Origin of the sequence: Dokdonella sp., from assembly GCF_019634775.1 — a bacterium.
Taxonomy (GTDB): Bacteria; Pseudomonadota; Gammaproteobacteria; order Xanthomonadales; family Rhodanobacteraceae; genus Dokdonella.
Window position 1 is genome coordinate 402,480 of the sequence record NZ_JAHCAS010000001.1, and the last position, 21,006, is coordinate 423,485.

Below are 21,006 nucleotides of genomic sequence, written 5' to 3' on the forward strand. Positions count from 1 at the left end.
GGAACGATGTCGACGCCCAGCATCGCCTTCATCGGCGGCGGCAACATGGCGCGTAGCCTGATCGGTGCGCGCCTGCGCGGCGGCGCGCCCGCGGACACGATCCGTGTCGCCGAACCGGATGCCGGGCTGCGTGAGCGCCTCGTGGCCGATTTCGGCGTGGCGGTGTTCGAGCGCGGGGTGGAGGCCGCTGCCGGCGCGGACATCATCGTGCTCGCGGTCAAACCGCAGGTGCTGCGCGAGGTTTGCCGCGAACTGGCTGCGGTCGTCCAGACCGCGAAACCGCTGGTCATCTCGATCGCCGCCGGCATCCGCATCGCCCAGATCGACGCCTGGCTCGGCGGCGGCCTCGCCATCGTGCGCACCATGCCGAATACACCGGCACTGATCGGTGCCGGGGCCACCGGCCTGCACGCCAACCCGGCCACGGGCACCGACGCGCGCGCCGAGGCCGAAGCGATTCTCGCCAGCGCCGGCGCCACGGCCTGGATCGACGACGAAGCGCTGATGGACGTCGTCACCGCCCTGTCCGGCTCCGGTCCAGCCTACTTCTTCCTGCTCATCGAGGCGCTCGAGGATGCCGCGGTCGCCGCCGGCCTGCCGCGCGACATCGCGCGCCGGCTCACCGTGCAGACCGGTGTCGGCGCCACGCGCATGGCCGCCGAGGACGGTGAACCGCCCGGGCGCCTGCGCGAGCGCGTGACTTCACCGGGCGGCACGACCCAGGCCGCGCTGGACGCATTCGCCGCAGGCGGCCTGCGCGACCTGGTCGCCAGCGCGATCGGCGCCGCGATCCGGCGTGGCCGCGAACTGTCCGATCGTTTCGACGCGGAGGGGGCATGAGCTACTTCGCCAACGCCGGCATCATCCTTGTCGGCTTCGCTTTCGGCATCGCCATCGGCCTGATCATGCTGCGCGTGCTGCTGCAGCTTGTGCGCGCGAACTTTCACAACCCGATCTGCCAGTTCCTGTACAAGGCGACCAATCCCGTGCTCATGCCGCTGCGCAAGCTGATCCCGGGCTGGCGCCGCCTCGATGTTGCCGGCGTGCTCCTCGCGTATATGCTGTTCGTCGTCGAGCATGCGGTCATCAGCGCCCTGCTCGGCCGCCTGCCGGCGCTGCCGGGCCTGCTCGTCGGTGCGTTGGCGAATCTGATCGGCTGGCTGCTCGTGCTGATCGGCGTGCTCATCTTCGTGCGCGCGATCCTGAGTTTCGTCGGCAGCGACAGCCGCCACCCTGTCGTGCCGCTGCTAATCCAGTTGACCGAACCGGTACTCGCGCCGATCCGGCGTCGCCTGCCGAACCTCGGTGGCCTCGATTTCTCGCCGATGCTGGCCATCCTTGCGATCCTGTTGCTGCGCGCCCTGGTCGTGCAGCCGATCGCGGACCTGGGCGCGCGCTTGAGCTGAACGCCACACTCCACAACGGCATATCGGCACTTGGCGATCATCCGCGATGGCTGCGCCGTGGCGCCCGGCATCGCCCGCACCAGAATCTCCGACCAGAGTCCAGACCATGCGCTTTCTCGCACCCGCCGCTTCCATTCCCGTCACATCGACCGCAGCGGCCGAGGTACCGACCTCGCGACGCATCGACGGCTACGAGCTCCACTACAACGCCCTGCGCACCAGCTTCCTCGATGCGGCGATGGCGCGGCGGTACGGCATCCAGCGCTCGTCGCGCGGCGGCATGCTCATCATCTCGGTACAGCGCATCGGCGACGATGGCTCCACGCACGCGCTCGCGGCGACGATCAGCGGCGAGGCGGTCAACCTGCTCGGGCGACGCACCCCGATCACGTTCCGCGAGATCCCCGGCGACTACATCAGCTACGTCGGCCTGTTCGAACTTGCCGGCCCCGACACCTGGACCTTCGAACTGTCGATCACGCCGACTGGCGCGAGCCGCCCGATGGCGCTGCGTTTCAGCCAGGATTTCACTGCCGACTGAACCGCCGCGCCCAGGCCTCGATGATCGCGTGGATCGCGGCCAGGCCGTCGAACAGCGCGGCCGGCCCGGGCTGCAGGATGATCGGTGACTTGATCTCGTGCAGCTCGCCATCGCGCACGGCGGGGATCGCATCCCAGCCGGAGCGTGCGGCCAACCTGTCGGGGCGGAACCTCTTGCCGCACCACGAGGCGAAGATCAGGTCCGGCGCGCGGCGCACGACTTCGTCGCCATCGGCGAGGATGCGATCACGAGCAAGCGAACAGGCCGCGCGCTCGGGAAAGATATCGTCGCCGCCGGCGATGCGAATCAGTTCGGCCACCCAGCGGATGCCGACGATGATCGGCTCGTCCCATTCCTCGAAGTAGACGCGCGGGCGGCGCGGCAGTTTCGCTGCCGCTGCGGCGACGGCGGCGATGTGCGCTTCAGCTTGGGCGGCATAGGCTTCGGCGCGCACGCTGGCGCCGATCAGCGCACCGAGCCGGCGGATGTAGTCGAGGATGCCCTCGACCGAGCGATGGTTGGCGATCCATACCTCGACACCGGCGCGCACGAGTTCGCGCGCGATGTCGGCCTGGATGTCGGAAAAGCCGATCGCGAGATCCGGCTCGAGGGCGAGGATGGCTTCGATCTTCGCGCTGGTGAAGGCAGACACCTTCGGCTTCTCGCGGCGTGCGCGCGGCGGGCGCACGGTGAAACCCGAAATGCCGACGATGCGCGCTTCCTCGCCGAGCGCGTAAAGCACTTCGGTCGGCTCTTCGGTCAGGCAGACGATGCGCTGCGGCCCGATCATCCTCACGGATACAGCAGGCCGCGTTGCCAGACTCCGTCGCTCAGCACGTGGACGACGCGTTCGTGCAGGCGGTAGCGCGCGCCATACCAGAACTCGACGCGGTCCGGCGAAAGACGGTAACCGCCCCAATGCGGCGGGCGCGGTACCGCTGCACCCTCGAAGCGGCGCTCGAATTCGGCATAGCGCGCCTCGAAGGTCGCCCGATCCGGCAATGGTTGCGATTGCAGCGAAGCCCAGGCGCCGAGCTGGCTCTCGCGTGGGCGGGTGGCGAAGTACGCGTCCGAATCCGCTTCAGTGAGGGTCGCGACGATGCCCTCGAAGCGCGCCTGCACCTGGTCGCCGAGCGTCTTCCAGTGGAAGGTCAGTGCGGCCTGCGCATGCGCGGCGAGTGCCGCGCCCTTCGCGCTCGAATAGTTCGTGAAGAAACGCAGGCCATCGGCGGCGACACCCTTGAGCAGGACGATGCGCGCGGCCACGCGGCCTTCCGCATCGACGGTGGCGAGGTTCATCGCGGTCGGTTCGGAATCGCCGCTTGCACGGGCCTCGGCGACCAGGCGTTCCAGGGTGGCGACGATTTCAGCGGGGAGGTCGGCGAGTGCGCTCATGCCTGCAAGTCTACACGCTGCATGACGGATACTCGCCGACATGCCAGTACCCGTGCCTTCCTCCTCGCGCCCCCGTGGCCACGGCTTCGACCCCGCACTGGTCGATGCCGTGCTCGATGCGATGCTGCCGGCACGTGCCTTGCGCCGACCGTTGCTGGCTGGTTTGTCGGGCCTGCAAGGCAGCGGCAAGAGCACGCTCGCCGCGCAACTCGTTGCGGCGGCACGAACGCGCGGGATCGATGCACTTGCGCTGTCGCTCGACGACGTCTATTTCGGTCGACGCGAACGACAGCAGCTCGCACGCGATGTGCACGCGCTGTTCGCCACGCGCGGCGTGCCGGGCACGCATGACCTCGGCCTGCTCGAACGCACGCTCGACGCGCTTGCACAGGCGTCGCCACAGCGACCGGTCGGCGTGCCGCGCTTCGACAAGGGCCGCGACACGCGCCAACCGCCGTCGCGCTGGCGTCGATGCACGCGCGCACCGGCCCTGATCATCCTCGAAGGTTGGTGCCTCGGCGTGCCGGCGCAGGCCGCGGCCGAACTGGACCGGCCGCTCAATGGCCTGGAACGCAACGAAGACCCGGATGGATGCTGGCGTCGCCACGTCAACGCCGTGCTCGCACGCGACTACGCACGCCTGTGGCGGCGACTCGACCGCCTTGTCGTGCTGCAGGCACCGGGCTTCGACGTCGTCCGCCGCTGGCGCGGCGAACAGGAGCGCAGGCTGCGGCACCGGAACAACGCACCGCGGATCATGGATGCCAGCGCGCTCGCGCGCTTCATCGCCCATTACGAGCGCCTGAGCCGGCACGCCTTGCGCAGCCTGCCCGCGCGCGCCGACCTGGTCGTTCGCCTCGACCACGATCGGCGTGCGGCGATTCGCGCCGCTCCCGCTGCCGGGATCAACCCACGCCGGTGATGCGCAACATCGTGCGCACGAACCGTTCGATGTGGATCGGCTTGGTCAGGTAGTGGTCGCTGCCGGCGGCCAGGGCCGTCGCACGCGCTTCTTCGGTCGGCGTGGCGGAGAGGGTCACGATGCGCCCCTTGTAGCCTTGCGCGCGCAGGCGGTAGACGACGGTGTTTCCGGACATGCCCGGCAACTCGACGTCGACCACGAGCACATCAGGCGGGTCGGCCAAGGCGAGATCGACCGCACTGGCCGCGTCGCCGGTGGTGCGCACGTGGAAACCAAGATCATCGAGCAGCAATGCGACGAGCTGGGCAATATCGGGATCATCGTCGACGACCAGGGCCTTGCAGCCGTGCAGCCAGGCCGTGGCACCGGTTTCGCCCACCGTCGGGGGCCGGTCCGGCTCGGCTTGGCCGAGCGCCGGCAGCACGACGGTGAAGGTCGTGCCGCGACCGGGAGCCGAATCGAGAACGAGGCTGCCATGCAGCTGCGCCACCAGACGCTTGACGATGCTGAGACCGAGCCCGGCCCCCTTGCTGCCACCCTGCCCCCCGCCATTGAAGGCGACGAAGACACGCTCGTGATACTCCTCGGGAATGCCGATACCGGTATCGCGCACCTCGACCGTGAGTGCGCCGTCGCGCCACGTGAGGCTCGCCGACACCTCGCCCTCCAGCGTGTAGCGCACCGCATTCGACAGCAGATTGACGAGGATCTGGCGCAGGCGCATCTCGTCGAGCACGGGTTTGCGCACGTCCTCGACATGCACGGCCATGGCGAATCCGAGATTCTTGTCCGCCGCGAGCGGGCGAAACATCGCCACGAGATCATCACGCAACGCGGTGAGGTCGACGATCGCTGGATTCAATACGCGCCCCCCGCTCTCCCGGCGTCCGTACTCGAGCAGGTTCTCCGCCAGGGCGAACAGGTAGCTCGCGTTGCGGCGTACCGCGCGCACGTGCTGGCGTGCGGACTCGTCGAGACCGGCGTTGCCTTCGAGCAGGTGCAGGTAGCCGAAGATCGAGGTCAGCGGCGAGCGGAAATCGTGGCTCAGGGTGGCGATCAGCGCGGTCTTCAGCGCATTGGCCTCCTCGAGGCGCGTGCGCTGTTGCTCGAGCTGCTCGCGGATGTGGCGCAGCTGGTGGATGGCCTTGGTTTTCTGTGCCGAAGCGATCGCCGCCTCGTTGCCGAGTTGTTGCTGGCTGCGCTGGCGGTCGTGTTCGTCCTGCGCGTCGAGCAGGATCACGCGAAAGCCGCCATCGCCCGCAAGCAGGTGCACATGTGCGTTGCGCCCGTTCGGCAACTGCACGAACGACAGGTCGACGCCTTCGTCGAGAGGCATGCCCAGAAACAGTTCCTGCAGTCCGCGCAGGGCCGCGTCGGCCGAACCCCCATCGAAGCCGAAGCGCGCCGCATCGCCGGCAATGTCGCGCAGATTCCAATCGCGGTCGAAGTCCAGTGTCAGGGGATTTGCGCGCTCGATCAGCAGACGCGCAAGCTCGAGATCGACGCCGACGGTCGAACTGGCCGGCGCGCCACTCATGCCAACCGCCTCGCCAGTTCGGCGAAGGCCGCCTCGACACCGTCACCGAAGCGCGCACTGGTCTCGAAAACAGGCAGGCTGCGGCGCAACTCGGCCAAGGTCGTCGGGGCTACTTCCCAGCGATCGATGATGTCGAGCTTGTTGACCAGCAGCACGACCTCGGCACCTGGCAACAGGTCGCGCGACTGCATGAGCAGATCGAGGGCGACGCGCAGAGTCGCCTCGCGTGTGCCATCGGCGACCAGCAGCAGGCCGCTCGCACCACGCAGATAGTTCATGTTGAGCGCGTCTAGGGCGCTCTTCCCGGCAATGTCCCAGACCACCAGCTTGAGCACGTCGCCGGAAGGCAGCGCAACCTCCTTGCTGTCGACCTTGGCGCCGACCGTGGTCAGGTACTGCTCGGAAAAGGTATTGCGCACGAAGCGCGCGACCAGGCTGGTCTTGCCGACGCCAAAGTCGCCGAGCATGCACACCTTGCGGGCGAGGGCACTCATCGCACTTCAGGCTCGGTCGACAGGCGCACCATTGCGCCGCGGAACTTCATGTTAGCGCCAACCGGTTCCACCTGCGCATCGATCGGACGGAGCAATTCGGATGGCACGCCTCCCGCCAGAAGTGCGTCGCGCAGCCACAGCGCACGCGACCGCCGCATGTCTGCATTGATCTCGTCCGAACCGGGCGCATCGTTGCAGCCGATCACGTCGACGCGGATGCCGACTCCGGCACGGTCGGCCAACTCGATCGCTTCGTGCAGGCCGATGACGATGGCGGCAACCGTCGCTTCGTTGCCGGGCAACGATTCGGCATCCCGCACGAAGCGCACCCGCAGGCCGGCCAGGCGCTCGGCGAGGTCGACCAGTCCGGCCCGCGCAACGGCCACCGGGTCGATCTCGTCAGCCGTCCCGAACACGACCTCGCGAACCCCCGGCACCCAGCCCGCACGTTCGCGCGCGCCGGCAATCCACGCCGCCGGCGCGCTGCCGCCCAGGCGCAGCTGGCCAGAATGTGCCTCTACCGTGACACTGGACGGCGCATCAAGCAGGCGCCGCGTACGCCGCACGACGATGGCATCGTCGGTCGAGACGTAGCCGGACAGCGTGTAAGCAGGTTCGATGCCGACGATCTCCGCCTCGGCCAAACGCGAGGCGATCGGATCGGCATCGGCATCGATCAATCCACGGATCGCCAGAACACCGCCACGCGCGTCGAGTCCGGTGAGGACAAACCCAGGATGAGCGGCCAGGATGCCGCGCAGGGCGTCGACCCGAGATTGCCAGCGCCATTCGCGCAGGCCGTACCAGCCGAGCGCGCTGATGGCGAGGGCAACCAGGATCAACGCCGGCCAGTAAGACGGGCGACGCTTGGCATCGCGTTCGGGCGCACTGGACCGCGCGAGTTCAGTCAAGTCGAGATCGACGGCGGCGACGTGCTCCGACGCCAGCGTGTCGATGCCCTCGATGCCGGCATGGATCGACTCGAGGCGCTGTTCGAGCACCTCGCGCAGGCCGTCCGGAGGCACGCCTTCGATGAAACACGCGATCGAGGCACGCGGACCGTCGATCAGCCACAGCAGATACTCGCCGACGCGCGCCTCCTCCAGCGAATCGCTGTTGGCACGCCCGACCGAGTCGCGCACGAAATGCCCGATCGCAGTCAGCATGCCGGCGATCGCGTCGGCGTCGAGGTCGGGCAGGCCGGGCGCCGATTCGCGGCGCAGGACGATGCCGGAATCGCGCTCGATCACGAACAGGTGGTCGATGCGGTAACGCAAGGTGTGCTTGAGCACGACCTGGGCATAGGGCACACCGCTGCGCCAGGCCTCGAGGCGCCAGCGCAGGCCACGCACGGTCAGGCTCTGTTCGAGCGCACCGTTGATGTCACCCATGAGACCACGCAGGGCCTCGGCGATCGATTTGCGGATCAGCGGGCCGATGACCGGGAACAACGCGTCCACGATCGAGCGCGATTGCGAACGCACCGCGCTGCCGAGCGCGCTCGCTACCGGCGTGGCCAGTGCATCGGCCATCGGTTTCGGCGGCGCTCGACGCACGATGCCCGGCAACTGAGCCGGCAGATCGTCGCGCACGCTGTCGAGCCGGTCGAGGCGGCGTTCGGCGCGCGCAAGCGCCTCTCGTTCCTCGGCGAGCAGCAGCTCGCGCAGACGGTCGAAGTCACTCATCGCGGCGGCCGCGGGGCGGTCAGCGCGTCGGCAGATCGAACTCGCCCTTGAGGCGCAAGGCCAGTTCGGTGAGCAAGCTGGAGAGGTCCTCGCGGCCGACCTTTTCGGCACGCAACTCGGCGTTCGCGCGGGCAAGCGCAGCGCTGGCTTCGCTGGCGCGCGCACCCAGCGCGCTGGACAGCTCGGCGATCGCGTCACGCAGCCGCTCGTCCGTCGCCGCCAGCTCCTGCTCGAGCGCTCCGATGGCGCCATTGACTTCGCCGCGTGCGGTGCGCGCCGCTTGCTGGACGCGCGTCTCGAGGTCATCGACGGCCTGGGTGCGGTCGCTCACTTCCTGGCGCACCTGCTTGCCGAGTTTTTCGAACTGCTCGTCGAGGCGACGCTCCATCTGCGCCATGCGCTTGTCCTGTGCCTCGCGCAGGCGTTTCATTTCGGCTTCAAGGCGCTGGCCAAGATCATCGAAGCGGCGTTCGTAGTCGCGCATCTGGCCGCCGAACAGGATGTCGCGAATCTGGTCGACGTTGCGGTCGGCCGAGGCGTCGGCGGCGGGCTTCTTCGGGTCGGACATGGACTTCTTCCTCGGGGGCTTGATGGCCACGGCCGCGCGACGCGGCGGCGGCACGGTGCGGGCCTTGCCACGGGAGGCGGTGCGCGCTCCCGGCTTGCCCTTGCGCGAAGCGGCTGTGGTCACGGTGCGGGTCTCCTCATCATGTTCCCACGGCACGCACGATACACGCCATGCCCTGGCACGTGCAGCTACGGCTTCAAACCGGCTCCAGGCGATAACCGTGCTGGTAGATCGCAGCGAGACGCCAACCATGCTCACCGTTGAGTTCGAGCTTCTTGCGCAGGCGGCTCACATGCGTGTCGACCGTGCGCGTCGATACCGAAGCGGTCAGATTCCACACGTTCTCGAGCAAGGCATCGCGGCTGACGATGCGGCCGTGGCGACGGAACAGGAAGGTGGCAAGGTCGAACTCACGCTGGGTCAACTCGACCTCGTTGCCGGCGAATGCGATGCGGCGGCGCTTGAAGTCGATCGCGTACGGAGCAACGTCGAGCGAATCACGCCCCCCGTCGTCACCGCCATGCCGACGCAGCACGGCCGAGACACGCGCCAGCAACTCGGCACGGCGTGGGGGCTTGACCAGGTAGTCGTCGCCGCCGACCTCGAGGCCGCGCACGATGTCGGCTTCGGCGCCACGTGCGGTCAGGAAGATGATCGGCAGGGTCGAATTGGCCGATTCGCGCACGCGCTCGGCGATCTCCGGGCCAGTGGAGTCGGGCAGCATCCAGTCGAGCAGGAGCAAGTCGACCGCCGCCGAACCCTGGCGGCGGTGGAACTCCGCCGCGGAGCGGAACAGGCGTACCGCATAGCCGGCCTCCTCGAGCCAATGCGACACCAACGCGGCCTGGTCGGGGTCGTCCTCGACGATGCCGATCACGTGATCCGATGTGTTCATCAGGTCTCGATCCTTTGCCGCACGACAGCGCCGCGCGGACCGGCACTGTCCGAACGGATTATTCGACGACGAAGGTCACGCGCATGTTGACGCGCCATTCCTCGATGGTGCCGTCGGCACGCGTTTGCACCTTGATCTCGTTGACCCAGGCACCTTGGATGTTCTTCACGGTCTCAGCAGCCTTGCGCAAACCGGACTGCACGGCATCCTCGACGCTCTTGCTCGACGAACTGCTCAGCTCGATGACCTTGGCGACCGCCATGGCTCTACTCCAACGGATTCGATGGGAAGCGAAAGAGTACCGCAAAGCCGCCGGTGCGAGAGCATCCTCAGGGGCTGGCGGCCCCCGCTTGGCGCATGGTCGATTGCACAGAGCCCAGCCGCGGCACCATGCGCAACCAGACGAGGAACACGATCAGCGCATCGAGCACGATCAGGGCCTGCCACAAGTAAAGGTGGAACCATTCGAACCACGTCCGGTGCCACAGGCCGAGAAAGAACAGGCTGACGATCCGCACGATATTGAGCAGCTGGACCGCCACGAGACCGGCGCCAAGGCCAGCAATCTTGTGCTTCCACGGCGCCGGGAAGGCGAGGATCGCCGCAAACAGGATGATCACCGCCTCGATCCCGTTGCAGCCGCGCTCGATCGAGACCAGGAAGGTCCCGTCACCGCCCTCGATGAACTTGCCGCTCGACCGTGTCGACGGGTCGAACCAGTGGATGATCCAGGCGCATGCGTCGGCGAGCATCGCGGTGAACGGCTCGATGACGTAGTGCTCGACCGGCGGGGTCAGCTCGGCAACGAACATCACCAGGAGAAGGACGAGAAAAATGAGAAGGAAGCGCAACATGAGGCCATTATCGCGGTTGGCCCGGAATACTTGTAGCACCCGGTTGCCGAGGTCGAAGGTGACATGGCTGCTCGGCGAGGTGTCCCTGATTCGCGCGGCGCGAGTTCAACTCTGAAGCGCAACACCTGTTCGCGTGAGGAGAATCAGGTGCCGGCACCAGCACTCGGCTGGAACGACGCATCAGGCAAACCGAGACCGCGCCAGCCAAGCTATGATGCCGACCGTCATGAATCCTGCGGCGAATCTCTATCTCGTCGGCCCGATGGGCGCCGGCAAGACCTCGATCGGCCGGCGTCTCGCCGAGGTGTTCGGCATGCCCTTCGTCGACCTCGACCAGGTCATCGAGGAGCACAGCGGCGCCAGCATCACCCTGACCTTCGAGATCGAGGGCGAGGCTGGTTTCCGCCGTCGCGAAAGCCGCATGCTCGGCGAGCTCGTGCAGCGTCGCGGCATCGTGCTGTCGACCGGCGGCGGCTGCGTATTGTCGCCGCACAACCGCGAACTGCTGCGTGCCAACGGCTTCGTGCTCTGGCTCGATGCCGATGTCGACTCGCAGCTTGCCCGGTTGCGCCATGACCGCAAGCGACCGCTGCTCGGTGTCGATGACCGCCGCGCGCGCCTCGAACAGCTCGCCGTGGAACGCAACCCGCTGTATGCCGAAGTCGCCGACCTGCGCATGCCGTCGACCGGCCAGGGCAGCAGCAATGCGCTCGCTTTCCAGGTCGGCCTGCGCCTCGAAAGCCAGTGGCGGCGCGAACCTGTGGAGCCAACCGCATGAACCTGTGCGTGGATGTGACCCTCGGCGAGCGCAGCTATCCGATCCGCATCGGCCGCGGCCAGCTCGCCGACCCGGCCAGCTGGCGCGCGGCGATCGGCGGGCGCGACGTTCTCGTCGTCACCGATGCGACGGTGGCGCCGCTCTATCTCGGTCATGTCCTGGCCGGCCTCGACGGCTTGCGCCACGCGAGCCTGATCCGTCCGGACGGCGAGGCGCACAAGACACTGGCTGGCGTCGAAGCGGTGTTCGACGCGCTGGCTGCGCTCGGCGCGAACCGCGACGCCACCGTGATCGCGCTCGGCGGTGGCGTGATCGGCGACCTCGCCGGCTTCGCCGCGGCCTGCTGGATGCGCGGCGTCGCCTTCGTGCAGATGCCGACCACCCTGCTGGCGATGGTCGACTCCTCGGTCGGCGGCAAGACCGGGGTCAATCTCGCCGCCGGCAAGAACCTGATCGGCGCTTTCCATCAGCCGAACGCGGTCATCGCCGACATCGACACCCTGGCCACCCTGCCGCCACGCGAGTACGCGGCCGGCATTGCCGAAGTGGTCAAGTACGGCGCAATCGGCGATGCCGCGTTCCTGGCCTGGCTCGAAGCGCACGCCGATGCGCTGGGCGCACGCGACGGTGACGCGCTGGTGCAGGCGATCGCGACCAGTTGCCGGCACAAGGCCGGCGTGGTCGCCCGCGACGAGCGCGAGCAGGGCGAGCGGGCGCTGCTCAACTTCGGTCATACCTTCGGCCACGCGCTCGAGGCGGAGGCGGGATACGGCCGCCTGCTGCACGGCGAAGCGGTCGCCATCGGCATGGTCCTCGCCGCGCGCCTGTCCACCCGTCTCGGGCACGCGCCGGCCGAAGACGGCGAACGCCTCGCCACCCTGCTTGCCCGGCTGGGTCTGCCCACCGCCCTGCCGCCCGGCTTCGACGCCGATCGCCTGCTCGCGCGCATGCAGCTCGACAAGAAGAACCAGAGCGGGCGCCTGCGCCTGATCCTGTGGTCGCGCCCCGGCAGCGCCGCCATCGTCGACGGCGTCGAGGCCGCTGCGATCCGCGACGTGCTGCTGGGGAAGCCCTGATCTGTTCCACAACGGCGACGCCGTCCTGTGCGGGCGCGGATCAGGGTGCAACGGCGACGTCAGACTGGCCGTCCGTCGAGCCGGCGCAACGCCGGGCTGAGCCTGCGCAGGACGGCCCCGGCCTTTTGATATCCCGCGACGGGGTGACGCGCCAACGCCCGCTTTACACGCAAGGACGCGCGCTTGCCTATGCTGCGCGCCCCGCGCCTGCACCCACTCACGAGAATCCTGTGTCCACCATCGTTCGCCTGCTCGCCTGCTTGACCGTCGCCTGTGTTTCACCGGGCATTCCAGCGCAGGAGCCGGCGGCGGCCGAGCCCGCCGTGCTCGAGGCCGTCGTGGTCAGCGGCGAGCAGCCTGGACCGGGCTTGTGGAAAGTCACGCGCAACGGGCACGTGCTGTGGATCCTCGGCACGACGCGACCACTGCCGAAAGACATGACCTGGCTCTCGCGCGACGTCGAGGCGGTGATCGCCGAATCCGGCGAAGTCATCATGCCGCCGCACGCCAGCATAAACGTCAAGGGCGGCCTGCTCGGCGGCCTGCTGCTGGCGCCGTCACTGATAGGCGCACGCAACAACCCGGACGACAAGACGCTCGCCGACGTCATCCCGGCCGACCTGCATGCGCGCTGGAGCGTGCTGCGGCAACGCTACCTGCCGCGCGACAAGGGTGTGGAGAACCGCAGGCCGGTGTTCGCCGCGTTCGAACTGTTCGAGGCGGCGATCGATCAGGCTGGCCTGAGCTTCAAGGACATCGTCACGCCGGTCGTGCGGCGCGCGGCGAAACGCGCAAAGGTCGCGATGACCGAACCCGGCGTTGTTCTGAAGATCGACAAGGCACGAGCGGCAATCAAGGAGTTCAAGAAGGCCTCGCTCGACGACCTCGACTGCCTGCGCAAGACCCTCGACCTGGTCGAGGGCGGGCTCGATGTGCTGCGCCAGCGCGCCAACGCCTGGGCCATCGGCGACGTCGAAGCGCTGGCCTCATTGACCTACGTCGATCACTACCGCCCTTGTCAGGATGCCCTGATGCGCTCGGCCGTCGCCGAACAGCGTGGTATCGATGAACTGCCTGACCAGGTGCGCCAGGCCTGGCTCGATGCGGTCGATCAGGCCCTCACCCGGCACGCAACCAGCTTCGCCTCGCTCGGCGTGGTCACCCTGACTGAAGCGGGCGGATTTCTGGAACACCTGCGCACGCTCGGCGTGGACATCGAGCCGCCGCCCTGATCCGGCACGCGTCAACGCGCCCTGCGGTGCGCGCTCGAATACCGGCTAAAATCGGCGCATGCGCATCTTCATGCAGACGCCGGCCCTCAGCAGCGAGGCGCCCCGCTACTACCAGATCGTCCTCCAGCAGGATCTGCTCGGCGGCTGGACGCTTTATCGCGAGTGGGGTCAGCAGGGCGGGCGCACCAGCAGCAAGCGCGAGATCTACCTCGAACGCGATCGCGCCGTCGCCGCCTTCGAGAGCGCGCGCGACGCGCAGGTCAAGCGCGGCTTTCGCGTGATGTTCAGCCAAGGCTTCGACGGTCCCCATGGCAACTGACACGCCACTGCAGCGCTGGCTGGCGGCAGCGGCCTGCGCCCTGCTGCCGATGCTGGCCAGCGCTTTCGAGCCGGGTCGCGAGCGCATTTGCGAGCCGAGCGCAGACGGCCGGCGCTTCGAGTGCCACGACAAGGCCACCGGTGCAGCCGATCCGGTCACCGACCGGGTGGACCGGATACCGCGCAACCCACCGTCGGCGCCTGCGCACATGTCCCATCCTGCCGAACCGGACCGTCCCGCCGCCATGGCGGAATCCGCGCGCGCGGCCTCGTTGCCAAACTATCTGCGCTCGACACCGGCACGCGACATCGATCAGTCGGAAACCGTGCCGGCCCACGCGGCTTCGACGCAGGTTTCGGCGGCTGCGGAACCTGCTGCCGCTGCAAGGCCCTCGAGCGCCGTCGATGTGTCCGCTGCCGAAGCCCAGCCCTCTGCTGAGCCGGTGCGCACCGCCGAAGCGCCGATCGAGCCTCCGCTGATCGAGGCCGTCACCGAGACCGTGTCGGCACAGCATGACGAACCCCCGCCGCCCGCGCCAATCGAGGCGATGCCGGCTCCATCCGCGGCAACCGGGCCGGCACTGGCCGATGCACAGGCCTTCCGCCGGCTCGATGCACGCCGCTACACGCTCGAACTCGCCCACGCCGTCCGGCGCGAAGCACTGCTAGCCATCGCCGACGCTTCCGGTCTGCTCGACGGCACGCTGTATCTGGTCGCCCTGCGCACGCCCGACGGCACGACCTGGCGCCTGTTCTGGTCCGATTTCGCCGATGTCGATGCGGCACGCGCCGCTCGCGCGAGGCTGCCCGCTGGATTCACCGGCAACGCCGTCTGGCCGCGCCGCGTCGGGCCGCTGCAAACCGAACTGATTTCCCCATGACGGATTCCCGATGAACGACTTCCGCTTCCTGCGCGCGCTGCGGCGCGAGCCTGTCGACACCACGCCGGTATGGATCATGCGCCAGGCCGGCCGCTACCTGCCCGAATACCGCGCCACGCGCGCGCGCGCCGGCAGCTTCCTCGCCTTGGCCAAGACGCCCGAGCTGGCCTGCGAAGTGACCCTGCAGCCGCTCGCCCGCTTCGAGCTGGACGCGGCCATCCTGTTCTCCGACATCCTGACCGTGCCCGACGCGATGGGTCTCGGCCTGCACTTCGTCGAAGGCGAAGGCCCGAAGTTCGCGCGCCCGCTGCGCAGTGCCGCCGATATCGCGCGTCTCGGCGTGCCCGATCCGGCGCAGGACCTGCGCTATGTCACCGATGCCGTGAGCCTGATCCGCCGCGAGCTCGGCGACCGCGCGCCGCTGATCGGCTTTGCCGGCAGCCCATGGACCCTGGCCTGCTACATGATCGAAGGCGAAGGCTCGTCAAGCTACGCGCGCGCCAAGGCGATGATGTGGAACGACCCGGTCAGCCTGCACCGTCTGCTCGATGTCAACGCGCGTGCCGTCGCCGCGTATCTTCTTGCCCAGATCGAGGCCGGGGCGCAGGCCCTGCAGGTGTTCGATACCTGGGGCGGCCTGCTCGCGCCCGCCGCATTCCGCGAATTCTCGCAGCGCTATCTGCACCAGGTCGCCGCGCTGGTGAAGGCCGACCCGCGCGCCCGCGACGTGCCGCTGATCCTGTTCTCCAAGGGCGCCAACGGCCACCTCGAAGGTCTTGCCGCGAGCGGCTGCGACGCGCTCGGTCTCGACTGGACGATCGGCCTCGACGAGGCGCGTGCACGCGTCGGCGACCGCGTTGCCCTGCAGGGCAACCTCGACCCGGCCACCCTGCATGCCTCACCCGAAGCGATCCGCAGCGAAGTCCAGGCCACCCTCGCCAGCTACGGCCGCGGTCCGGGCCATGTCTTCAACCTCGGCCACGGCATCACGCCGGACATCGACCCGGCGCATGTGGCGGTACTGGTGGATGCGGTGCACGAATACGGGCGGGGAATGGGGAATGGGAAATAGGGAATGGGCGCAAGCCATCCCTCCGTTCTTCCGCAGGAGCCCCTTCAGGGGCGAGGCTTCTCCCCAACAACACGCAGATCGCCCGATCGCCCGCGAACGCGCTCCTACATGGGCGTCCACGAGCTGAGCGCCGCAGCAAGCGTGTGGGCCGCAATCGGCTTGCGCAGGAAACCATCCATGCCGGCTGCGCGGACCAGATCTTCCTCGTCCCCGTGGGCGCTGGCACTGAGCGCAAGCAGTGGCAGGCGCTTTCCGCTGTCGCCCTCGCGCTCGCGCAACAGACGTGCGAGCTGCAGGCCGTCGATGCCCGGAAGGTCGAGGTCGATCAGGGCCAGATCCACTTCGACCCGGCTCAGCTCGGCGAGTGCGGCGAGGCCATTGCCAACATGACTTGCGCGATGACCCAACGCGCCGAGCAGGTCGACGAGCACGCGGGCGATGGTCGGATCATCCTCGACGACGAGTATGCGCAGGCTTCCGGCGCGGCCTGCCTGCTCCGCTGGAGCGGGCATGTCCGGGCTGTCGACAAGCTCGAGCGGCACTTCGACCGAGAACAGGCTGCCGTGGCCACGTTCGGTATCGACACCGATGCGCCCGCCCATCAGCTCGACCAGTTCGCGCGCGATGGCAAGACCGAGGCCGGCACCGCCCAAGCGCCCCGCGGCGCTGTCGGACTGTTCGAAACGCCGGAACAGGCGCTCGCGCATCCGCTCGGTGAGGCCGGGGCCACTGTCGGCGACGTGGAACACGAGCTGGTCCGGGGTGCGCGAGAGGCGCAGTTCGACACCGCCATGCTCGGTGAACTTGAGCGCGTTGTGCACCAGGTTGAGCAACACCTGGCGCAGGCGCAAAGCATCGCCACGCACGCAGGACGGAATGTCGGCGGCTACCTCGGTGCGCAGTTCGAGCGCCTTGCGCGTGGCCAGAGCGCGACCATGCGCGGCAACATCGCGCACCAGGGCGCGCGGATCGAAGGGGCGCGGTTCGAGCACGAGACGCCCTGCGCCGATGCGGGCGAGATCGAGGCTGTCGTTGACCAGGCGCAGCAGCAGTTCACCGGAACTCGCGATCGCATCGACATACTCGCGCTGGCGCGCATCCAGATGACTGCGCTGTAGCAATTCGGCCATGCCGAGCACACCGGTCATCGGCGTGCGGATCTCATGGCTCATGTCGGCGAGGAAGGCTGATTTCGCGGCATCCAGACGCTCGGCATTCACGCGCCGTTCCTCAGCCAGGGCCAGGCGGTGACGCTGTTCGACGCGACGATGCTGCATGCGCCAGACGAGGATCGCAGCGAGCGCGACCAGGAGCGCATACGCAACCCACGCCAACGGATGTCGCCACGGTGGCGCGGTGACGCGCACGATGAGCGGTGTGGCCAGCTCGCTGCCGCGGCCGTCCGCATTGCTCACACGCACAGACAGCTCATGCGTACCGGCCGGCAACTGCGAGAACGTGCGTTCACCGCCCCTGCCTGCGTCGATCCAGTCGGACTCGTCCGGCTGCAGGCGGAAGGCGTAGCGATGGGATCCCGGCATGGCAAACGACAAGGCGCGCGCCTGCACGTGCAGGTCGCGATCGTCGTGGCGCAGCACGAGCGGCGCTGCGCGCATATCGAGCTCGAGCAGCGCACCGTCGCGCCGCAGCGACACCGACGTGATGCGCACCGGCGGGGGCGCGCCCTCGGACATCGCCTGCGGATCGAAGGCGACCAGGCCACCGAGCGTGGCCGCATACAGCGTACCGTCGGCACTGGCGGCCAGCGGGCCGCCGACCAGCTCGGCACTCGGCAGGCCATCGTGCTCGCCGTACATGCGCAGGCGCCGCAGCACCGGCTCGACGCGCCACAAGCCCTGGTAACCGGCGACCCAGATTTCGCCGTCGGACGCAACATGGATGTCGCGCACCTCCATCGATGGCCAGCCGTCGTCGATGTCGAACGCATCGACACGTTCGAGCCCGCGTGCGCCGGCTCGATACCGTTCGAGCGCACCGAGACGATGCAGCCAGATCGAACCATCGGCGGCGAAATCGAAGGCCTCGATCGGTGCACCTTGCACCGTACCGACGCTGACGAAACGGTCGGCGCCCACGTCGAAGCGCTCGAACCCACGACTGCCGACGGTCCACGGCCGACCATCGCGATCGAAGCGCAGCGCGGTGATGTCGGCGTGGCCGAGCGTGCCGAACGCCGGTGCCCAGGTGCGCACGGCGCGCGTACGCGGATCGATGCGGCTGACACCGCCACCTCGCGCGACCGCCCAGACCGCGCCATCGGGTGCCACGCGCAGCAGCACCACCGGCGCTTCCGGCAGCACGCCTTCGGCCGCGCCGACGGCGATTTCCTCGACCTGTCCGCCGTCCGGCGCGTAGCGCAACACGCCGCGCCAGCGCCCGATCCAGACCTGCCCGTCGGTTGCGGCGATCGAGCGCAACGCCGCGTCGTTGGGAATGCGCGTGCCGTGCCGCGTAACCGTGCCATCCGCTGCAACGTGGTCGAGGCCATGGTTTGCGGAAACGATCCAGGCACCACCGCGTGGATCGGCGGCGACGCCAGCGAGGCGGCTGTGGGTGAGACTCGCCGTTGCATTGCGCCGGTGCCGCCAGACCGCGAAACGCCGCACCGACGGTGACAACCGCGCGACGCCACCATCGGCGAAGGCGAACCACAGGTTGTCCTCGCGGTCGCGCATCGCATCGAACACGCGCATGCCGGGTACATCATCCGGCGCGTGATCGCCGGCGGCGAACACCTGCCAGCCATCACCCTCGGCGCGCAACAGGCCTTGCTGGCTGGTCGCCGCCCACAGGCGACCATCGCGCTCACGCACCAGTGCGGTGACGGTCGCATTGACCGGCGCGCCGACCCTGCCCTCGACGCCGAGATCGTCACGCACGCGCACCACGCCGCCGCGCAGGCCGACCAGCATGCTGCCGTCATCCTCGGCGAGGAACGCGCCGACCATGCTGGCCGCATCCGGCGGCAGATCCACGGCGGTCCAGCGTCCGTCCGAAGTGCGCACGTCGAGGCCACGATCGGTACCGACCCACAATCGGCCCAACGCGTCGACGGCCAGTCCGAGGACGAAGTTCGAGCGCGGGCCCGCGGGCGTTTCCGCAGAATGCTCGAATCGCTGGACGCGTCGGTCGACACCGATACGGGCAAGGCCACCGAGATAGGTGCCGACCCAGATCGCGCCATCCGCATCCTCGGCGAGCGCGAGCACGTCATCGCTGCCGAGCGAGCGTTCATCGCCCACGACATGCCGAAAGTGGCGGAAGCGCCCATCGGCCTGCATCAGGCTGACCCCGGCACCCTCGACGCCGCACCACAGCTGCCCGTGGCGGTCGACCAGCAAGGCCACCACACCATTGCCGGACAACGATGCCGGATCACGCGGATCGTGCAGCCAGTGACGGAACCCGATACCGTCGTATCGCGCCAGCCCATGCCGCGTGCCGATCCACAGATAGCCTTCGCGGTCCTGTCGGATCACCTGCGGCATGTTCGACGGCAAGCCGTCGGTGGTGCGCAGCACATGGAAGCGCGGCGGCCCCGGCGGTACGGCCAGCACCGGCATGGCCATCGCCAACCCGAACAGCGCAGCGAGCATCCGGTTCATCGTCGGCACTCCTTCGCGGCGATGCGGGATTGTTGCATGCGGACCGACTTTCGGGATGGCGCGAGGCACGCCACCCAAGCGCCCGACGCCGCCCAGCCGTGGTGCGCGCGGCGGGCCCGCTGGCGAGGGCGATTCCGCACTCCGGCTTTCCCATCCCCGATCGCGGACCGATACCATCCGCGCATGTCCAGCAACCGCCTGCCATTGCGCCTCGTCCTGTTCGTCGTGCTCGCACTCGGCGCGGCCGCGCTGGTCGGACTTGCGGTCGGCACGGTCAACAGCCTGCTCGAACTGGCCGAGCGCCTGGCAGCCTTGCCGTGGTATGCGCGACTGCCATTGCTGGGCGTGCTGGCCGTGGCGGTTGCAGGAATCGGCGCGCTCGCCTGGAAGCTGCTGCGTCCGGCTCCGCGCCGGCATGCGCGGCGCGATCCGGCGAGCCTGCCGAGTCGACCCGAGATCGAGGCGCGGGTCGCCGATCTGCGCATGCGCAGCGAGGATGCAGCCAGCCTCGAGCAGGAACTCGCCGAACTCGATCGCCGCCGTCACGAAGGTGATTGTCATGTCGCCGTGTTCGGCGAGATCAGCACCGGCAAGTCCAGCCTGGTGCGTGCGCTGGCGCCGGCCGCGGCGACCGACATCGACGTGATCGGCGGGACCACGCGCCAAGTCCATCACTTCCGCGGCGAACTGCCGGATGGCCGCGTGCTCGTGCTCGCCGACGTCCCGGGCACTGGCGAGATCGACGGCCAGCAGCGTGAACAGCTCGCGCGCGACGAGGCGCTGCGCGCGCACGCCGTCGTCTACGTTGCCGCCTCCGACCTGACCCGTGCACAGGCCACCGAACTGGGCTGGCTGGCCGGATTCGGCAAACCCCTCGTGCTCGTGCTCAACAAGCTCGACCAGTACGACAGCAACGAACGCCGCGCCTTGCTGCATCGCTTCGCTGAACGCCATGGCCAGCAGGTGCAGGCGATCGTCGGCGCCGCCGGCGGCGGCCTCGAGCGTTTCGAACGCGACCTGCCCGATGGTCGCCGTGAACGCGTCGAGCGCGAACGTACGGCGGATGTCGATGAGCTGCGCAAGGCACTCGCGCGCCTGACCGCCGGCGGTGCCGCCGCGCTCGAACCGGCGCGCGAAGCGGCCGTGCTGGCGCGCATCGACGAACGCGCCGGCGAGTTGTCGCGCGAACTGGCCGCGCGCGAATCGGAAGCGACCGTGGCCAAGTACACGCGCCGCGCCGTGGTCGGTGCACTCGCCGCGGTCGCGCCGGGCAGCGACATCCTGATCCAGGGCGCACTCGGCACCGCCCTCGTGCGCGAACTCGCGCGCATCCACGACGTGCCGGTGCGCGAACTCGATGTCGAAGCCCTGCTCACGCGCCTGGGCCTGAGCGTGCGCAATGCCAGCGCGATCGTGCTGGCGATTGCCGGAAATGCGCTGAAGGCCTTCCCCGGCCTCGGCACGCTCGGTGGCGGCGTGCTGCACGCGATCGCCTATGGCCTGGTGTTCGACAGCGTCGGTCGCGCGGTCGCCCTGACCCTGGCCGAGCACGCACGCCTCGACCAGGCCAGCGCCGAAGCGCACGTGAAGCGCCTGCTCGCCGAACCGGCGGGCGAACGCATCGAGCGCGTGGCCCGCCTCGCCCTCGACAGCCTGCGCGAGCGCGGAGATTGATTCCGCGCCGGAAACGAACTGTCGAGTGGCATGCGCCGGGGCTTTTTGCCAA

Annotated in this window: 21 protein-coding genes; 11 read left to right on the forward strand and 10 right to left on the reverse strand. The window is 68.7% G+C overall.

Features of this window, described 5'->3' with window-relative positions; all coding sequences use genetic code 11:
• The first annotated feature begins 6 nt into the window (after nt 1-6).
• The 3 genes from proC to KF907_RS01740 all read left to right on the forward strand — a co-directional run bounded on the left by proC (nt 7) and on the right by KF907_RS01740 (nt 1,947).
• On the forward strand, nt 7-840 hold the full coding sequence (proC, locus tag KF907_RS01730; protein WP_291217538.1) for a pyrroline-5-carboxylate reductase: 834 nt from the start codon (nt 7-9) through the stop codon (nt 838-840).
• The gene (locus KF907_RS01735) at nt 837-1,406 is read left to right on the forward strand and encodes a YggT family protein (RefSeq protein WP_291217541.1); all 570 of its coding nucleotides are present in this window, start codon (nt 837-839) and stop codon (nt 1,404-1,406) included. The genes proC and KF907_RS01735 overlap by 4 nt, the downstream gene beginning before the upstream one ends.
• Nucleotides 1,407-1,512: 106 nt before the next feature.
• Nucleotides 1,513-1,947, forward strand: a complete 435-nt coding sequence (locus KF907_RS01740) for a DUF4426 domain-containing protein (protein WP_291217543.1) — start codon at nt 1,513-1,515, stop codon at nt 1,945-1,947.
• On the opposite strand, the gene KF907_RS01745 is transcribed toward KF907_RS01740, so the two are convergent.
• A complete protein-coding gene (locus KF907_RS01745) occupies nt 1,934-2,737 on the reverse strand; it encodes an ABC transporter substrate-binding protein (protein WP_291217546.1) in 804 nt (267 codons plus the stop codon). The genes KF907_RS01740 and KF907_RS01745 overlap by 14 nt on opposite strands.
• 2 nt (nt 2,738-2,739) lie before the next feature.
• Nucleotides 2,740-3,342: a pyridoxamine 5'-phosphate oxidase gene (gene pdxH, locus KF907_RS01750; protein ID WP_291217548.1), complete on the reverse strand. Its 603-nt coding sequence runs from the start codon at nt 3,340-3,342 to the stop codon at nt 2,740-2,742.
• 40 nt (nt 3,343-3,382) lie between these two features.
• Here pdxH and KF907_RS01755 point away from each other — a divergent pair, with 40 nt between their 5' ends.
• Nucleotides 3,383-4,264, forward strand: coding sequence for a kinase (locus tag KF907_RS01755; protein ID WP_291217550.1), 882 nt, complete (start codon nt 3,383-3,385; stop codon nt 4,262-4,264).
• Here the strand turns inward: KF907_RS01755 and KF907_RS01760 are convergent.
• From KF907_RS01760 to xrtH, 7 genes are all read right to left on the reverse strand, one after another.
• Nucleotides 4,248-5,801 carry an ATP-binding response regulator gene (locus KF907_RS01760; protein WP_291217553.1) on the reverse strand — a complete coding sequence of 518 codons (1,554 nt, stop codon included), beginning with the start codon at nt 5,799-5,801 and terminating at the stop codon, nt 4,248-4,250. The genes KF907_RS01755 and KF907_RS01760 overlap by 17 nt on opposite strands.
• Complete coding sequence (locus tag KF907_RS01765; RefSeq protein WP_291217554.1) at nt 5,798-6,295, reverse strand: Rab family GTPase; 498 nt, start codon at nt 6,293-6,295, stop codon at nt 5,798-5,800. The genes KF907_RS01760 and KF907_RS01765 overlap by 4 nt, the downstream gene beginning before the upstream one ends.
• On the reverse strand, nt 6,292-7,980 hold the full coding sequence (locus KF907_RS01770) for a hypothetical protein (protein ID WP_291217556.1): 1,689 nt from the start codon (nt 7,978-7,980) through the stop codon (nt 6,292-6,294). Before KF907_RS01770 ends, KF907_RS01765 begins: the two co-directional genes overlap by 4 nt.
• Nucleotides 7,981-7,999: 19 nt before the next feature.
• Entirely contained in the window at nt 8,000-8,671 is a 672-nt protein-coding gene (locus tag KF907_RS01775; RefSeq protein ID WP_291217558.1) for a hypothetical protein, read from the reverse strand.
• Between the two features lie 73 nt (nt 8,672-8,744).
• Nucleotides 8,745-9,443 (reverse strand): response regulator transcription factor, encoded by a 699-nt coding sequence (locus KF907_RS01780; RefSeq protein WP_291217560.1) that lies wholly within the window; start codon nt 9,441-9,443, stop codon nt 8,745-8,747.
• 58 nt (nt 9,444-9,501) lie between these two features.
• Nucleotides 9,502-9,705 (reverse strand): dodecin family protein, encoded by a 204-nt coding sequence (locus tag KF907_RS01785; protein ID WP_291217563.1) that lies wholly within the window; start codon nt 9,703-9,705, stop codon nt 9,502-9,504.
• 67 nt (nt 9,706-9,772) lie between these two features.
• Complete coding sequence (gene xrtH, locus KF907_RS01790) at nt 9,773-10,297, reverse strand: exosortase H (protein ID WP_291217565.1); 525 nt, start codon at nt 10,295-10,297, stop codon at nt 9,773-9,775.
• 214 nt (nt 10,298-10,511) lie between these two features.
• Here xrtH and KF907_RS01795 point away from each other — a divergent pair, with 214 nt between their 5' ends.
• From KF907_RS01795 to hemE, 6 genes are all read left to right on the forward strand, one after another.
• Nucleotides 10,512-11,075 (forward strand): shikimate kinase, encoded by a 564-nt coding sequence (locus KF907_RS01795; protein ID WP_291217567.1) that lies wholly within the window; start codon nt 10,512-10,514, stop codon nt 11,073-11,075.
• Complete coding sequence (gene aroB / locus KF907_RS01800; RefSeq protein WP_291217569.1) at nt 11,072-12,151, forward strand: 3-dehydroquinate synthase; 1,080 nt, start codon at nt 11,072-11,074, stop codon at nt 12,149-12,151. The genes KF907_RS01795 and aroB overlap by 4 nt, the downstream gene beginning before the upstream one ends.
• A gap of 230 nt (nt 12,152-12,381) precedes the next feature.
• Nucleotides 12,382-13,383, forward strand: a complete 1,002-nt coding sequence (locus tag KF907_RS01805; protein ID WP_291217570.1) for a TraB/GumN family protein — start codon at nt 12,382-12,384, stop codon at nt 13,381-13,383.
• Between the two features lie 58 nt (nt 13,384-13,441).
• Nucleotides 13,442-13,702: a WGR domain-containing protein gene (locus KF907_RS01810; RefSeq protein ID WP_291217572.1), complete on the forward strand. Its 261-nt coding sequence runs from the start codon at nt 13,442-13,444 to the stop codon at nt 13,700-13,702.
• Complete coding sequence (locus KF907_RS01815) at nt 13,692-14,582, forward strand: hypothetical protein (protein ID WP_291217574.1); 891 nt, start codon at nt 13,692-13,694, stop codon at nt 14,580-14,582. Before KF907_RS01810 ends, KF907_RS01815 begins: the two co-directional genes overlap by 11 nt.
• Before the next feature lie 10 nt (nt 14,583-14,592).
• Nucleotides 14,593-15,654: a uroporphyrinogen decarboxylase gene (hemE, locus tag KF907_RS01820; RefSeq protein ID WP_291217576.1), complete on the forward strand. Its 1,062-nt coding sequence runs from the start codon at nt 14,593-14,595 to the stop codon at nt 15,652-15,654.
• Nucleotides 15,655-15,758: 104 nt separating this feature from the next.
• Here the strand turns inward: hemE and KF907_RS01825 are convergent, their stop codons facing one another.
• The gene (locus KF907_RS01825) at nt 15,759-19,280 is read right to left on the reverse strand and encodes a two-component regulator propeller domain-containing protein (protein WP_291217578.1); all 3,522 of its coding nucleotides are present in this window, start codon (nt 19,278-19,280) and stop codon (nt 15,759-15,761) included.
• Between the two features lie 183 nt (nt 19,281-19,463).
• On the opposite strand from KF907_RS01825, the gene KF907_RS01830 reads away from it, so the two are divergent.
• A complete protein-coding gene (locus tag KF907_RS01830; RefSeq protein WP_291217580.1) occupies nt 19,464-20,954 on the forward strand; it encodes a GTPase in 1,491 nt (496 codons plus the stop codon).
• The last annotated feature ends 52 nt before the right edge of the window (nt 20,955-21,006 follow it).